This is a genomic window from Mycobacteroides immunogenum, from assembly GCF_001605725.1.
GTDB lineage: Bacteria > Actinomycetota > Actinomycetes > Mycobacteriales > Mycobacteriaceae > Mycobacterium > Mycobacterium immunogenum.
Window position 1 is genome coordinate 2,398,431 of record NZ_CP011530.1, and the last position, 14,726, is coordinate 2,413,156.

Genomic DNA, 14,726 nt, shown 5'->3' on the forward strand with positions numbered 1-14,726 from the left:
CACCGTTGCTTGCTCGGCAAGAGATTAGCATTCCCTTACCTAAGTGTCGATAGCTAACCCTAGCCTTATTGAAGACTGAATAGTTAGGATAGCCTAATCTAACGAAGGTGGCAGACGAATCGAGGGTGTGTAATGCCGAGCACAGTGACCCAACCGACCCGTGGATGGCAGGGAGCGGTCCTCAAATTATTCGGGGTCGGTGACTATCAGCTAACAGTGACGGGCCGCCGGCAACTGTCGGATCACTACCTGCGGCTCAGCTTCGCGGCGGGTGGGTTGCTGCATGGTCGCGATGTTCACCCGACCATGTGGATCCGGCTGTGGTTCTCCGATGGAGAGAAACTGCACCAGCGTGGATACACACTGGTCAACCCCGATTCAGTGGCCGATACCGTCGATATCGAGTTTGCGTTGCACGACGGCCTGGCAGCTCGCTGGGCGCAGTCGGCGCGGATAGGCGACACGATCGGCGCCACGGTGCTGGGCAGTAACTTCGCGCTGCCGGATCCCGCTCCGCGCGGCTACATAGTTGTGGGGGATACCGCATCGCTTCCCGCCATCAATTCCCTGCTCGCGGCGATCGGGGACTGCCCGGCCACGGTGTTCTTGGAAGCCGCGCACGACAGCGACAAGACCCTTCCCGTCGGCAGAGAGGCGATCTGGGTGGATCGTCACGGCGGACTGCCGCTTGTCGAGGTGGTGCGCGCCGCCGCCTTCGACGCTTCGGGGTACTTCGGCTGGGTGGCATGCGATACCCGGACCACGCGACAGGTGGCGCACGTGCTCAAGGATGAGTTCGGCATTCCGCGCCGGTCGATGAAGTCCCAGGCCTACTGGATGGCCTCCTAACCCTGGGGGTCCTAGGCGGGGTTCTAGGAGGCAAGCCGCAAACGGGGCATCTGACGGCCTGTGGTGTCCATGATCCGGGTGACGGTGCCGAACCGGTCGGTGGCACGTCGGCACAACTCGCGGAGCTGGCGCGGGTCGGTGGTGTCGGCGGCGATGGCCATCACCTGATCGGCGTCGTATCCGTGCAACATCCTCGTCAGGTCGGTCGCGTGCCGGCCGCAGATGACGACCCGATGCCCGTTGCGCACCAGTATCTGGACGATCTGGCGGCCATGGGGAGCGTCGGCGTTGAGGACGACAACCACATCCGGGTCCGGGTTCGCGTGGATCTGCATGTCCCTATTGAGCCAGCGATTCCTGGACCCCGGATGTGAGCGCCATGTGGATTGGTTGGATGACCTCAGCGATTGGTTACATTCACGTCGAGGCCGCGATGGTCATGCCCGGGTGCGCTGCCGGTAGGACCGCGCCGCGTCCCGCAGTCCGTCGGCGGACTCCTCGCCCCAGGTTCGCAGCATCGCGCGGTTGGCCAGCACGACATCTCGGGTAGCCCCGATGCGCTCTGACTCGTATTCGGTCAGTCCGCGGGCGAGATCGCCGGGTGTGGCCGATAGCGCACGTGCCAGTACGTGGGCGTCGACCACGGACTGCGATCCGCCATTGGCGCCCAACGGGTACATCGGATGCGCGGCATCGCCCAACAGGGTGACACGGCCGTCGCCCCAGCGCGACAAGGGGTCTCGGTCGACCATGGGGTATTCGACGATGTGCGGTGTGCTGCGAACCATCTTGTCGAGGTCCAGCCAACCAAAATCCCAACCCGGGAAGTGATCGAGCACCTCATCGGCGCTGACGGGGTCATTCCATCGGGCGCTGGCAGGGAGCTCGCCGGCAGGGTCGGTGCGCGCGAGGGCAACCCAATTCACGGTGTGCTCACTGATCGGGTAGGCGATGAGTTCGTGATCGGTGTCGTCGTGCGCGGCGATCATGGTCTTCCCGGTGAGGAATGGGCCGATCTCGGATGCGCCGCGCCACATCCGCACTCCCGACCAACGCAACGGGTCTACCGGATGCAGCTGAGCCCGTACAGCCGAGTTGACCCCATCGGCTCCCACCAAGACGGCCGCCTCGACATCGCCGTCGGCCGTACGTACACGCACTCCGGTCTCGTGGCTCTCGAAACCAAGCACGCGGCTAGCTGTTCGGATCGACCCTGGGCCAAGGTGTTCCCGTACCGCGTCCAGCAACATGAGTTGCAACTGGCCGCGGTGCACCGAGATCTGTGGGTATGGGTAGTCGCCTGCGAGGCCGCGTGGTTCCGAGTACAGAACGGTGCCGTGTTTGTCGCAGAATCTGATCTCGGTGGTGGCGATTCCCATGCGCGTCAACTGTGGACCCAGCCCCAGTTCGATGAGTACACCAACGGCGTGCGGAAGCATATTGATGCCAACGCCCAGCGGTTTGACCTGCTGCGCACTCTCCAGCACCGTCACCTCAAATCCCGCGGCGTGCAAGGTCAGCGCGGAGGTGAGTCCGCCGATGCCGGCTCCGGCGATCACGATCGATGTCTTGTGCGTGCTCATGTAGTCCAGTTTCAGGTGGCGCCAACTAGAAGTCCAAGATCTATTGATTAGCAGTCCTATAATTAATGCTTATGGAAATCCATCAGCTGCGCTACGTGGTGGCGGTGGCGGAAGCGTCGAGTTTCACGAAGGCGGCTGCCGCACTGCACGTTGCCCAACCCGGCGTGAGCGCCCAAATACGGCTCTTGGAGCGCGAATTGGGTCAGGACCTGTTTGATCGATCGGGTCGTCAGGTCCGGCTTACCGATGCGGGCGAGGCGGTGATGCCCTACGCGCGGTCGGCGCTCGCGGCCATCGACGGAGTGCGCGAGGCGGCCGAAGAGATCGGCGGGCTACTGCGTGGGCATATCGCGTTCGGCACCGTGACATCGCATGGTGCCGACCTTTCCTCGCTACTTTCGGCATTTCATCGCGACCATCCCGCGATCACCATCACGCTCACCGAGGCCGGTCGCGAAGAACTTGTCGCCGCACTGCTGGAGGGCCGGTTGGACGGGGCGATCGTGGCACTGGGAGCGCGACCGCTCGAGGGGTTGGGTCTGCAGGTGATCGATGACCAGCCCCTGGTGGCGGCGGTCGCGGCCCACGATCCGTTGGCACAGCGGCGCTCGATCACCCTGGAGCGGCTCTGCGAGCGCACGCTGATCTGTCTCCCGACGGGCAGCGGCGTCCGGTCGATCCTGGAGACCGCATCTCGAGCGGCCGGGCTCACCCCGAATGTGGCCTTTGAGGCGAGTTCACCGCGGGCCTTGGTAAGTCTCGTCGGGCAAGGGCTTGGCGTCGCGGTGGTGCCCGCCCCGTATGTACGTAACCGTGACGGGGTGGTGGCACTGGAAATCCGGCCCGCATTGCGCGGGCGGCTCGCGTTGGCGTGGCGCCTGCAAGGTCCGGTGGGTCCCGCGGCGCGCGTCTTCCTGGAGCGCGCCCGCGCGGTTCTCTGATTGTGGTTCCGATCACCCTGAATGCAATCAGGCGCCGCGTGTCACGGTGGCGCAATGCCGCGCCCGTCGCGGTGCGCAGCAGGTCGCAGGTGGTGCCGACCGGCGCAATGGAACGGACCTGACAGATTTTCAATTCACCCGGCAGGTAGCCGCTGAACAGGCCTTTAGCGTGTTGGCGAGGTTGATTCACGTCAGGAGGAGTCGTGGCCGCTGCCGAGCCCACGCCATTGCGCCGCCCGCGCGCCGATCAGGCGCGGTTGGTCGCCGACGTGCTGCGCCATCAAATTCACGCCGGGGGTTACGCCGATGGCGGCCTGCCCAGTGAGCAGGAGTTGGCCGCCGAGTTCTTCGTCTCGCGCAATACCGTTCGCGAGGCGCTCACCACGCTGAAGGACGAGGGACTGATCGAACGGGGGCCCCGGACCGGTACTCATGTCGCATTGCGCAAGTACGAACACGGACTGGATGCCCTGCTCGGGCTCAAGGAGACCTTCAAGGGATACGGCGAGGTTCGCAACGAGGTCAGGGTCATCCAGGAGGTAAACGCCCCGCCGGCGGTCGCACATAGATTGCGGCTCGACCCGGGTGCGCGTGTCATCTTCATCGAGCGGTTGCGATACCTGGGCGACCTGCCGCTCAGCCTGGATAAGACATACCTCACCCCGGATGTGGGGGAGGCGGTGATCGAGCATCAGCTTGAGACCAACGACGTGTTCGCCTTGATCGAACGCGTCACCGGGCACCGACTGGGCTCGGCCAACTTGGCTCTGGAAGCCGTTGCGGCCGACTCGCATTCGGCGGCAACACTGCAAGTGCCGGACAGTGCCCCATTGCTGCTCCTGGAGCGTTTGACCCACCTCGACGATGGGACCCCCGTCGATCTCGAGTACATCAGAATGCGTGGGGATCGAATCACCTTACGCAGCAATCTATTAAGGGATGCCCCATGACATTGGTCAACAACCGCATCGACGTTCCGGTCACCATCGACGAATCGTTATGCATCGATGGCTGCACCTTGTGCGTCGATATCTGCCCGCTGGACTCGCTGGCCATCAACCCAGAAAACGGTAAGGCCTTCATGCACGTCGACGAGTGCTGGTACTGCGGCCCTTGTGCGGCCCGCTGCCCTACCGGGGCCGTCACCGTCAACATGCCCTACCTACTTCGATAAGTCAGGACACCCATGAAGAGAACAGCCCTTCTCGTCTCCCTGCTCCTCGCCCTCACCACCGGCTGCTCGCTGGACGCCGGTTCCGGTTCATCCAATGAGGTCACGGTGGTTGTCGGCTATCAGTCGAAGACCATCAACACCGTCACCGCGGGCACGCTGCTGCGCGCTCAGGGCTACCTGGAGAAGCGGCTCGGTGACGTGACGTCGCGCACCGGAACCAAATACACGGTGCAGTGGCAGGACTACGACACCGGCGCGCCGATCACCGCCCAGATGCTCGCCGAGAAGATCGACATCGGCTCGATGGGTGACTACCCGCTGCTGATCAACGGCTCCAAAACTCAGGCCAACGAGAAGGCGCGCACCGAACTGGTTTCGATTACGGGCTACAACGCCAAGGGCGCGCTCAACATGGTTGTGGTGCCCCCGAATTCGCCGATCACCCAACTTCCCGAATTGAAGGGCAAAAAGGTGTCGGCGAGTGTGGGCTCGGCGGGGCACGGCACGTTGGTGCGCGCCCTGCGCAATGACGGACTGGACCCGACCAAGGATGTCGAGGTTCTCAACCAGCAGCCGCAGGTCGGCGCCTCTGCCCTGGAATCCGGCCAGGTGCAAGCACTCTCGCAGTTCGTGGCCTGGCCGGGCCTGCTGGTCTTTCAGAAGAAGGCCAAGCTGCTCTATGACGGTGCCGAACTGAATGTCCCGACCTTCCATGGTGTGGTGGTGCGGCGCGACTACGCCAAGCAGCATCCTGACGTGCTCGACGCCTTCCTGCAGGCTCAGCTCGACGCCACCGATTTCATTCACGACAAGCCGCTTGACGCGGCCCGCATCGTCGCCGAGGGCAGCGGCCTGCCGCAGGAAGTGGTGTACCTCTACAACGGGCCCGGTGGCACGTCGTTCGATACCACTCTCAAGCCCTCGCTCATCGACGCGTTCAAAAGCGATGTGCCCTATCTGAAGTCGATCGGGGACTTCGCCGATCTGAACATCGACGAGTTCGTGCAAGACGGCCCACTCCGGCAGGCATACACAACTCGTGCGAAGAGCTACGACACCGAGTTGGCTGCCAAGGTCAACCCGCTGGTGCTGCACCCGGCGGGCGGGGCAGACCCGGGGCAGGCCGCCGAGATCTGGTTCGATGGAAAGGATTCCACGCAGGTATATGGCACCGCTGAGGAGCTGCTGAAGGCCGTCAACGCCGCAGGCGCGGCCGGCCAGCGGGTCCGTGCCGCATATGTCGCCGACACCGAACTGGGCACCCGTTGGTTCGCCGACCATGCCCGGTGGGTTCGGGATTCGGCGGGGCTGCACCCCTTCACGACCAGTGCCGGCGCCGCTCGATACGTCGCCGCACATCCGGGTGCCACGCCGTTGGATTATCCGCAAGCACTGGCGGCCGCGTCATGAGCAGCCTGCCCATCCTCGAGGCTCGCCCGCGCGCGCGTGCGGCAACCCCGGTCGAAGACCGGGCCGGCGAGCCCGCACCTGTCCGGCGTTCGGGTTCGCGATATGTCGCCTGGGGTATCCGGGCATCGTCGGTGACAGTCGCGGTGCTGCTCTGGCAGCTGCTGACGGCCAACAAGGTGCGTTTCGGACTGCGATTCGACACCTTGCCGACGGTCACGGAGATCGTCACGGCGCTTACCAAGCGCGTTAGTACCGAACAGTATTGGCTGGACCTAGGCCAATCCACGATCCGTATCCTCACCGGTTTCGGACTGGCCGCGGTGCTGGGCATCATCACCGGCATCTGGCTGGGGCGTTCTCCGCTATTCGCCAACATCTTTGGTCCGCTCACCGAACTCGCGCGTCCCATCCCCGCGATCGCGATTGTGCCTGTCGCAATTCTGTTGTTCCCCAGCGATGAGGCCGGGATCGTGTTCATCACCTTCCTCGCCGCGTACTTCCCGATCATGGTCAGCACGCGGCATGCGGTGCGTGCCCTGCCGACCCTGTGGGAGGAATCGGTACGCACCCTGGGCGGCAGCCGGTGGGATGTGCTGCTGCGCGTCGTGCTCCCCGGCAGCCTCCCCGGCGTGTTCGGTGGCCTGTCGGTTGGCATCGGTGTCGCCTGGATCTGTGTGGTCTCCGCCGAGATGATCTCGGGACGTCTGGGAGTCGGGTACCGCACCTGGCAGTCGTACACGGTATTGGCTTACCCGGATGTGTTCGTGGGCATCATCACCATCGGTGTGCTCGGATTCCTGACATCGGCTGCCGTCGAGCTGGTTGGGCGCCGTGTCACGCGCTGGTTGCCCCGCGCGGAAGAGGCACGATCATGACGCGCGCTTCCGCCCTGGTGCTCGACGAGGTCCGGCTCGGTTACGGCGGACGCGTCGTCGTGGATCGCCTCAGCCTTACCGTGCGCCCCGGAGAGATACTGGTTCTCACCGGACCATCGGGCTGCGGTAAGTCCACCGTGCTGCGCGCCCTGGCAGGGCTGCTGCCGCCTGACTCCGGCATCATTCGGGCCGACGGCGAGAAGGTCGTCACGACTTCGCGCGACCGAGCCATGGTTTTCCAGGACAACGCGTTGCTGCCTTGGCGCACAGTGCAATCGAACATCGATCTGGCGCTCAAGCTGGGTGGTGTGCCGCGCCAGGGGCGCCGCGCGGCGGTGCAAGCCTGGATCGATGATGTGGGACTGACCGGGTTCGAGGATTACCTGCCCAAGAGCCTCTCCGGTGGTATGCGTCAGCGCGTGCAGCTGGCCCGCGGCCTGGCGGGAGCTCCGCGCGCCGTCATGATGGACGAGCCATTCGGGGCACTAGATGCCCAGACCCGCGCCAGCATGCAGCGTCTGCTCATCGAGACCTGGCGCAGTCATCCCACCACGGTGGTGTTCGTGACCCACGATGTCGACGAGGCGCTGCTGCTGGGAGATCGCGTCGCGGTGCTGGGCCGGGCCGGCCAACCGCTGCGTGCCCTACTGGATGTTCCCCAACCTCGCGAGGCCGAAATCGATCGCAGCGTACTGCGCGCTGAAATCCTTGCGGCACTGAATAATACGGAGCTTGTTGCCTGATGGAGACCCCTGAACTCGATAGTGCCGTCCGCCTGGACTGCGATGTGCTGGTCATCGGCGGCGGTACCGCCGGAACCATGGCGGCACTGACGGCTGCAGAAAATGGGGCGCAGGTGATCCTGTTGGAGAAGGCTCATGTGCGGCACTCCGGGGCGCTGGCCATGGGAATGGATGGCGTCAACAACGCCGTCATTCCCGGCAAGGCCGAGCCGGAAGATTACGTCGCGGAGATAACTCGCGCCAATGACGGAATAGTCAACCAGCGCACCGTGTACCAAACAGCGACACGCGGTTTCGCGATGGTGCAGCGTCTGGAACGCTATGGCGTCAAGTTCGAGAAGGATAAGCACGGCGAGTACGCGGTGCGTCGCGTGCACCGATCGGGTTCCTATGTGCTGCCGATGCCCGAGGGCAAGGACGTCAAGAAGGCGCTGTACCGCGTGCTGCGGCAGAAGTCGATGCGAGAGAAGATCCGCATCGAGAACCGGGTCATGCCGGTGCGCGTTCTCACCGATAACGGCCGAGCGGTTGGTGCGGCGGGTTTCAACACGCGCACCGGTGAATTCGTCACGGTTGGCGCCAAGGCGGTGATCCTGGCGACCGGGCCATGCGGACGCCTCGGCCTGCCGGCATCCGGCTACCTGTACGGCACCTACGAGAATCCGACCAACGCCGGAGACGGATACGCGATGGCGTACCACGCCGGAGCGGAGCTGTCGGGGATCGAGTGCTTCCAGATCAACCCGCTCATCAAGGATTACAACGGCCCCGCCTGCGCATACGTCGCCAACCCCTTCGGTGGATACCAGGTGAACGCGCAGGGGGAGCGGTTCGTCGATTCCGACTATTGGTCGGGTCAGATGATGACGGAGGTCAAGAACGAAATCGAGTCCGCGCGGGGTCCCATCTACCTGAAGGTGACTCATCTACCGGAGGAGACCCTCTCGGCGTTGGAGGGCATCCTGCACACCACTGAGCGCCCCACCCGGGGGACCTTCCACGCCAACCGCGGGCACGACTACCGCACCCACGACATCGAGATGCATATATCCGAAATAGGTTTGTGCAGTGGGCATTCCGCTTCGGGGGTGTGGGTGGACGAGCATGCGCGTACCACGGTGCCGGGCCTCTACGCGGCCGGTGATCTGGCGTGCGTGCCGCACAACTACATGATTGGCGCCTTCGTATATGGCGATCTGGCTGGTGAGCACGCGGCCTCCACCCTGCCGAAAACGCCGGCGCCGCTGGAGTTGCCGGTCGACCAGCTCAAAGAGGCGCACGAGTTGATCTATCGCCCGCTGCGCCACCCCGATGGCCCGCCCCAGCCCCAGGTCGAATACAAGCTACGCCGCTTCGTCAATGACTATGTGGCCCCGCCGAAGACAGCGGCCAAGCTGTCTCTGGCCGTGCAGACATTCGAGCGGATGACCGATGAGGTGGGTCAGATCGGCGCGCGCACCCCGCATGAGCTGATGCGGGCGGCCGAGGTGTCATTCATCAGGGATTGCGCCGAGATGGCGGCCCGCTCGTCGTTGACCCGCACCGAATCTCGGTGGGGTCTGTACCACGACAGGGCCGACCTGCCGAATCGCGACGATGAGAACTGGCGCTATCACCTGAACCTGCGTAAGGGCAGCGACGGCGATATGGATTTTGTGAAGCGGCCTGTTGCGCCCTACTTCGTTCCGGTTCCGGGTCTGGACGATCTTCCATCGGGGGAGACCGAACCCATCGCGGTTCACCAGCCTGAGTTGTTGGGTGGCAAGGCTCCGGCCACCCGGGTTACTGCGGTCATTCCCGCGAACAGCGAGCAGCCACCGTCCCCGCGGATCGCGGCGGTGCTCGCGCTGGAGGCGCCGACCGTGGCGGACTTGTGGCAGTACCTCACCGATGACGACCCGGGTGTCCGCCGCACCGCCATCGCGGCGCTGACCGAACATATTCCCACCGGCTATGCGGACGCGCTGTTAGATGCGTTGGGTGACAACGATTCCTCGGTCCGTCACACCGCCGCTGAAGGGGTGCGTGAGCTCGTCGAGGTTCTGGACAACCCGGCGGCGATCCGCGGTCACGTCGCGGCGCCCGATCCGTTGGTGCGCAGTACCGCGCTCTACGTGGCCAGTGCCCGGCGCGTTGGCGATCCGCCGGCGTATGTCGCGTCGCTACGCGATCCTGATCATCGCGTCCGTATCGAAGCGGTGCGGGCCCTGGTGTCGGTCGATGACGCGACGTCCATCGGCACCGCGGCCGCGGACGACAACCGTGAGGTCCGAATCGCCGTGGCCAACGGTCTGGCCAAGCTGTCCGCCGGTGAGGAGACGGTCCGGGCCTTGGTGCATGACGGTGATCCGTTGGTGCGGGCCGCTGCTCTGACGGCTCTGGGCGTGTTGGGAGTCGATGACGGGATTCTCGGCGCGGTTGATGAGGCGCTCAAGGCGCCGGCCTGGCAGGTCAGGCAGGGTGCGGTGCGTGCGTTGGCAGGCGCATCGGCGGAACTGGCCGTTCCCCGGCTTGCGCGGACGTTGATCGATGAACATCTGGACGTACGTAAGTCCGCGGTGCTGAGTCTGAGTCAGTGGGCGCCGTCGGAGCCCACTGTCCGTGACGCACTGACGGGTGCGCTTCAAGACGGTGATGCCGATGTGAGAGCCTATGCGCGACAGGCACTTGCGGCCGGCTGATCGGAACGCCAAAGCACATTAGGTCCTGCCCGGCAACGTGGCGGAGGTCATGTTACGGGCGGGTTCCGGGGCCACTTAGCATAGGCTAGGCTTACTCAGGTGTCGAAGATGAGTGCGGTTGTAGATCCCGATACCGGCGCCCGGACCTGGGTTTCTGTACAGGACGGCCTACCGGATGGTTTTGCGCCGGCTGACCTGGCGAGTGTGCTCGCGCAGGAAATCCCTGAGCGCAACGGTGACGAGTACCTGATTTACGAGCGCGACGGCGAATGGGTGCTTGCCATCGGTGCCCGTGCCGGCGTCGAACTGGACAGCGACGGGCTGCGCATCGTGCGCGACGGGTCCGTCGAGAAACGTGGTTGGTCCGGGCATCCGGGCGCGGCTCTCGAGGCCGCCGTGAACGAGATCTCCGACGGCGTGCATCGTGTGTTCGGTTGGGTCGCGTTCGAGTTCGGCACCTATCGATTCAACCTTCAGCATCGGTTGGCCCCGGGTACCCCATTGGCGCGGGTCTTCGCGCCTCGTGCCGAGGTCGTGATCACGGCCGAGCGGGTATCGGTCTCTGACGAGAGCTATGTCGACGACATCAGCCGGCTCATCGGTCTGGGCGCCCCGGCGATTCCGGAACCGGCCTCGATCGACCTGACTCCGGACCCATCCGACTACCGGGGACGCGTTGGCATCGCCACCGCAGAGATCCGATCGGGCCTTTATCACAAGGTGATTCTGTCGCGGCGGGTCGAAGTGCCCTTTGTCATGGACTTCCCCTCCACCTACCGTCTGGGTCGCCACAACAACACGCCAGTACGTTCCTTCCTGTTGCGGCTCGGCGGCATCCGCGCCCTCGGGTACAGCCCCGAGCTGGTCACCGCCGTCGAGGCCGACGGAACCGTCGTCACCCAGCCGCTGGCGGGCACCCGGGCCTTCGGCCGGGGCGAGGACGCCGACCGCGTCGCGCGCGACGATCTCGAATCGAATGCGAAAGAGATTGTTGAGCACGCGATCTCAGTGCGAAGCTCGCTTGCCGAGATCGCCGAGGTGGTGGATCCGGGCAGCACCAAGGTGACCGACTTCATGACCGTGCGCGAGCGTGGCAGCGTGCAGCATCTCGGATCGACCGTCAGCGGAGAGCTCAGTGCCGGTATGACGAGGATGGATGCGCTGGAGGCGCTCTTCCCCGCGGTGACCGCTTCGGGCATCCCCAAGGCCGAAGGTGTCGACGCCATTCTGCGGCTCGACGATCATCCGCGCGGCCTCTATTCCGGCGCGGTGGTCATGATGTCCCCGAACGGCGGCTTGGACGCGGCGCTGACATTGCGCTCCGCCTATGAGAAGGATGGACATACCTGGCTACGAGCGGGTGCGGGCATCATCGAGGCGTCCACCCCCGAGCGCGAATTCGAGGAGACCTGCGAGAAGCTCGGCAGCATCGCTCCTTACGTCATCAAGCGTGAGGCATAACTACTTCGTATTACCACCTCGCCCGGCTCGACTCCGCCCCGAAGGGGCAGGGACGAGCCGGGCGAGGTTTTAGCGTGTGGATCCCCGGTCTCAGGCGTGTCTGACAAATGGCGGGTCCAGGCGCCGATGCCCGGCCTGATCGTCCGGCTCGGCGATCACCGCGCCGATCCCGAGGCGCCGCAACAACTCCGGATTGGCCCGGGCTGACGCGACACATCGAACCGCTGCGGAGCCTGCGCAAGGCTGACAGGCGTGGGGTCGAACTTACCTGGGTGCCCGCAAGATCGACTCGCAGCTACAGTCGGTATCGCATCGAGTTGAAGGAAGATGGCTATGCGCCCCTCGTCTGTACGGAGAATGTTCCCTCGACATTCCTGGGTATCGGTCTCCGAGGGGGAATCCGGGGCATCGGTGCATGGCCTCACGGCCGACGGATCTGCGCTTCCCGAGTTCTATGTGAAAGTGGCTCCGATCGCGTCTGCGAATCCGGCCCACGATCTTGCCGCGGAAGCCGACCGCCTTGAGTGGCTTGCCGGAACTGGTGTTCCCGTCGCTCGGCTGGTGGACCGGGGGAGCTGTGATTCGACGACGTGGTTTGTGACGGAGGCTGTTCGTGGGATTCCCGCTTCTCGGAGGTGGCCTGAGTCGCAGCGGGATGCGGTGGCAGACGCGATGGCGGACCTTGCGCTGACTCTGCATGATCTGCCGGCGGCGGATTGCCCATTCGACCGTCGGTTGGCGGTAACGGTAGCCGAGGCCGAGAATGCCGTTCGCGAGGACCTCGTCGACTTGGATGGTCTTGAGGACCACTATTCCGGATGCTCGGGTGAGCAGCTCCTTGCTGAGCTGTATCGAACGCGCCCCGCCACTGAGGATGTCGTCGTTTGCCATGGCGATCTGTGTCCGGACAACGTGTTGCTCGACCCGGTGACGTGGCAGGTGACCGGGTTGATTGATGTGGGTCGGCTTGGGCGCGCGGACAGGCATCTCGACCTTGCGCTGGCAGTGCGTCAGTTGAAGATTGAGGATGACCCTTGGTTCGGTCCCAGATATGTGCATCGGTTCAAAGAGCGCTACGGCTCGGATCGGTTCGACACCGAGAAGATCGCCTTCTACACGTTGCTCGACGAGTTTTTCTGATTGACAAACACGGTCGACCAGCGGAGGCAATGTGGTCGAACGCGGGTTCTGCTACCAGCAGTAGTGGCGCAGGTTACTGTCCTGGACGAACTCGCCAACGGCTACCGAGTTCCGGCCGGCGTGAACATGTGATCGCCGGGTCCCGATATTTGTCAGACACGCTCTAGTTCGACAGGGAGGCGAGTAGCGCCCGCTTGTCGATCTTGCCGACCGCGGTCAGCGGAAGCGTGGGAACCGCGACCAGTTTGTCGACGCGCGAGTGAGCCGCGGCGCCGCGATCCTGTAGATGCTGGTTGAGTTCGGCGGCGGCTAGCGGCTTTCCTTTGAACACCACTGCGGCACAGACTATCTCGCCCAAATACTGATCGGGTAGGCCGACGGCTGCGGCCGCGTGAACCGCCGGATGGGTCTGTAGGTGTGATTCCAGATCCAGCGCGGCGATGGATTCGCCGCCGCGAAGGATCACGTCCTTGACGCGGCCGGTGACCTCCAGGTACCCGTCCGCCAGTGCGCGGACGCGGTCTCCGCTGCGGTAGAAGCCGTCAGCGGTGAATGAGCGGGTGTTGTCCGCTTCGGCGCGGTAGTAGCCGTTGAGCGTGTACGGCCCACGTACCAGCAGCTCCCCGGCGTCGCCCGGGGCGACGTCGGCGCCGTCCTCATCGACGATGCGAACTTCGTCGGCATCGCACATGGGGCGGCCCTGGCTGTTGTCCAGGAGATCGGCGGGATCACCTGGGCGCGTGAGGCAGAGCAGACCCTCGGCCATGCCGAATACCTGCTGCAGGCCCGGGGTGAGTGACTCTCGTACCGTGCGCGCGTCATCGGCGCCGAGTTTGGCGCCGCCGACTTGAAGGAGCCGCAGAGTCGTCGGCAGCACGGGTTCCCACGCGGTGGCCTGGGCCCACAGCTGGGCAAGCGAGGGCACCAGGGCCGTCACGGACACCCGATGACGGGCGATCGTCTCAAACGCCGACTCGGGGCTCGGGTCCGACAGGAAAACTGTGGTGGCACCAGTACTTATCGCGCCGAGTAGACCAGGGCACGCCAACGGGAAGTTATGGCCCGCGGGCAGTGCGACGAGGTAGACATCGTCCTCGGTGATGCCGCACACCCGTGCCGCCTGCGTCGCGTTGTAGACGTAGTCCTCATGGGTGCGGGGGATGAGCTTGGGGGCGGCAGTGGTGCCTCCCGAAACCAACAGCACCGCCGGGGCGTCCGGCTGGGGGATGGGTAGGGGGCCTTGAGTCTCAACGCTTTCCAGCAGGCTATCCCAGGAGGTAAACGGTCCCGCGTCGCCGTCGACCACCACGGTGCGCAGGCTTGGATGTTTCTGGGTCAGCTCGACGGCCAGTGTGCGGTAGTCGAAACCACCGGCAGAATCGGCGATCACCAATGCGCAGGCGCCGGAGACCGCGATGAAATGGGACAGTTCGGCGGCCCGGTGTCCGGGTAGGCACATGATCGGTATGGCTCCGGCGCGCATCAGGCCGAAGAACGCGACGGCGAAGGAGGCCCGATTGGGCAGCTGGAGTAGCACTCGGTCGCCCGGTGCTATCCCGAGCCGGATGAAGGCATGTGCGACATGGTCGGCCGCCTCATCGAGTTCGCGGTAGCTCAGTGCGCGATGCTCATCGATCACTGCGGGGTGCTGGGGTCGTCTGGCCGCAGACGAGCGGAGCAAGGATTCAACGGTGCTACCGCTCCAGTAGCCGGCTTGACGGTAGGCCTCGGCGCGCGCCGAGGGAAATGGGACGAAACCGTCAAGGGCGGGGGTCGCGGCAGATGCCGCGGTGGTCGATCTGGCCTGAGTCATCGGGGCTCCTCGTGGGTGACCCGTCATAGTCTAGATAGGGTAGCCTCCTCGTAGTT

General features: G+C 64.6%; 13 protein-coding genes. 10 read left to right on the forward strand and 3 right to left on the reverse strand.

The annotated features are described in order from the left end of the window. Window positions 1–132 precede the first annotated feature (132 nt). Complete coding sequence (locus ABG82_RS11835) at window positions 133–849, forward strand: siderophore-interacting protein (protein ID WP_043078533.1); 717 nt, start codon at window positions 133–135, stop codon at window positions 847–849. A 23-nt stretch (window positions 850–872) separates the two neighbouring features. On the opposite strand, the gene ABG82_RS11840 is transcribed toward ABG82_RS11835, so the two are convergent. Both ABG82_RS11840 and ABG82_RS11845 read right to left on the reverse strand, forming a co-directional pair. Next, the gene (locus ABG82_RS11840) at window positions 873–1,184 is read right to left on the reverse strand and encodes an SDR family NAD(P)-dependent oxidoreductase (protein WP_043078534.1); all 312 of its coding nucleotides are present in this window, start codon (window positions 1,182–1,184) and stop codon (window positions 873–875) included. A 102-nt stretch (window positions 1,185–1,286) separates the two neighbouring features. Continuing rightward, on the reverse strand, window positions 1,287–2,432 hold the full coding sequence (locus ABG82_RS11845) for a flavin-dependent oxidoreductase (RefSeq protein ID WP_043078535.1): 1,146 nt from the start codon (window positions 2,430–2,432) through the stop codon (window positions 1,287–1,289). Between the two features lie 71 nt (window positions 2,433–2,503). Here ABG82_RS11845 and ABG82_RS11850 point away from each other — a divergent pair, with 71 nt between their 5' ends. The 9 genes from ABG82_RS11850 (at window position 2,504) to ABG82_RS11890 (ending at window position 12,857) form a co-directional block, all read left to right on the forward strand. Continuing rightward, complete coding sequence (locus ABG82_RS11850) at window positions 2,504–3,373, forward strand: LysR family transcriptional regulator (RefSeq protein ID WP_043078536.1); 870 nt, start codon at window positions 2,504–2,506, stop codon at window positions 3,371–3,373. Between the two features lie 203 nt (window positions 3,374–3,576). Beyond that, window positions 3,577–4,323, forward strand: coding sequence for a GntR family transcriptional regulator (locus ABG82_RS11855; RefSeq protein ID WP_043078537.1), 747 nt, complete (start codon window positions 3,577–3,579; stop codon window positions 4,321–4,323). After that, entirely contained in the window at window positions 4,320–4,547 is a 228-nt protein-coding gene (locus tag ABG82_RS11860; RefSeq protein ID WP_005058882.1) for a 4Fe-4S dicluster domain-containing protein, read from the forward strand. Before ABG82_RS11855 ends, ABG82_RS11860 begins: the two co-directional genes overlap by 4 nt. 12 nt (window positions 4,548–4,559) lie before the next feature. After that, complete coding sequence (locus ABG82_RS11865; RefSeq protein ID WP_043078538.1) at window positions 4,560–5,957, forward strand: ABC transporter substrate-binding protein; 1,398 nt, start codon at window positions 4,560–4,562, stop codon at window positions 5,955–5,957. Beyond that, window positions 5,954–6,832: an ABC transporter permease gene (locus ABG82_RS11870; RefSeq protein WP_043078539.1), complete on the forward strand. Its 879-nt coding sequence runs from the start codon at window positions 5,954–5,956 to the stop codon at window positions 6,830–6,832. The genes ABG82_RS11865 and ABG82_RS11870 overlap by 4 nt, the downstream gene beginning before the upstream one ends. Continuing rightward, window positions 6,829–7,575 carry an ABC transporter ATP-binding protein gene (locus tag ABG82_RS11875; RefSeq protein WP_043078540.1) on the forward strand — a complete coding sequence of 249 codons (747 nt, stop codon included), beginning with the start codon at window positions 6,829–6,831 and terminating at the stop codon, window positions 7,573–7,575. The genes ABG82_RS11870 and ABG82_RS11875 overlap by 4 nt, the downstream gene beginning before the upstream one ends. Next, a complete protein-coding gene (locus tag ABG82_RS11880; RefSeq protein ID WP_043078541.1) occupies window positions 7,575–10,256 on the forward strand; it encodes a fumarate reductase/succinate dehydrogenase flavoprotein subunit in 2,682 nt (893 codons plus the stop codon). Before ABG82_RS11875 ends, ABG82_RS11880 begins: the two co-directional genes overlap by 1 nt. Window positions 10,257–10,364: 108 nt before the next feature. After that, window positions 10,365–11,717 (forward strand): salicylate synthase, encoded by a 1,353-nt coding sequence (locus tag ABG82_RS11885; protein ID WP_276049904.1) that lies wholly within the window; start codon window positions 10,365–10,367, stop codon window positions 11,715–11,717. A gap of 333 nt (window positions 11,718–12,050) precedes the next feature. Next, the gene (locus tag ABG82_RS11890) at window positions 12,051–12,857 is read left to right on the forward strand and encodes an APH(3') family aminoglycoside O-phosphotransferase (protein WP_043078543.1); all 807 of its coding nucleotides are present in this window, start codon (window positions 12,051–12,053) and stop codon (window positions 12,855–12,857) included. A gap of 163 nt (window positions 12,858–13,020) precedes the next feature. Here ABG82_RS11890 and ABG82_RS11895 read toward each other — a convergent pair whose 3' ends face one another. Next, on the reverse strand, window positions 13,021–14,670 hold the full coding sequence (locus tag ABG82_RS11895) for a (2,3-dihydroxybenzoyl)adenylate synthase (RefSeq protein ID WP_043078544.1): 1,650 nt from the start codon (window positions 14,668–14,670) through the stop codon (window positions 13,021–13,023). Window positions 14,671–14,726 lie beyond the last annotated feature (56 nt).

Bases quoted from the DNA above. Each gene is read 5' to 3' on its own strand.
- ABG82_RS11835 (WP_043078533.1), top strand. From the start codon at position 133: ATGCCGAGCACAGTGACCCAACCGACCCGTGGATGGCAGGGAGCGGTC.
- ABG82_RS11840 (WP_043078534.1), bottom strand. From the start codon at position 1,184: ATGCAGATCCACGCGAACCCGGACCCGGATGTGGTTGTCGTCCTCAAC.
- ABG82_RS11845 (WP_043078535.1), bottom strand. From the start codon at position 2,432: ATGAGCACGCACAAGACATCGATCGTGATCGCCGGAGCCGGCATCGGC.
- ABG82_RS11850 (WP_043078536.1), top strand. From the start codon at position 2,504: ATGGAAATCCATCAGCTGCGCTACGTGGTGGCGGTGGCGGAAGCGTCG.
- ABG82_RS11860 (WP_005058882.1), top strand. From the start codon at position 4,320: ATGACATTGGTCAACAACCGCATCGACGTTCCGGTCACCATCGACGAA.
- ABG82_RS11865 (WP_043078538.1), top strand. From the start codon at position 4,560: ATGAAGAGAACAGCCCTTCTCGTCTCCCTGCTCCTCGCCCTCACCACC.
- ABG82_RS11870 (WP_043078539.1), top strand. From the start codon at position 5,954: ATGAGCAGCCTGCCCATCCTCGAGGCTCGCCCGCGCGCGCGTGCGGCA.
- ABG82_RS11875 (WP_043078540.1), top strand. From the start codon at position 6,829: ATGACGCGCGCTTCCGCCCTGGTGCTCGACGAGGTCCGGCTCGGTTAC.
- ABG82_RS11880 (WP_043078541.1), top strand. From the start codon at position 7,575: ATGGAGACCCCTGAACTCGATAGTGCCGTCCGCCTGGACTGCGATGTG.
- ABG82_RS11885 (WP_276049904.1), top strand. From the start codon at position 10,365: ATGAGTGCGGTTGTAGATCCCGATACCGGCGCCCGGACCTGGGTTTCT.
- ABG82_RS11890 (WP_043078543.1), top strand. From the start codon at position 12,051: ATGCGCCCCTCGTCTGTACGGAGAATGTTCCCTCGACATTCCTGGGTA.
- ABG82_RS11895 (WP_043078544.1), bottom strand. From the start codon at position 14,670: ATGACTCAGGCCAGATCGACCACCGCGGCATCTGCCGCGACCCCCGCC.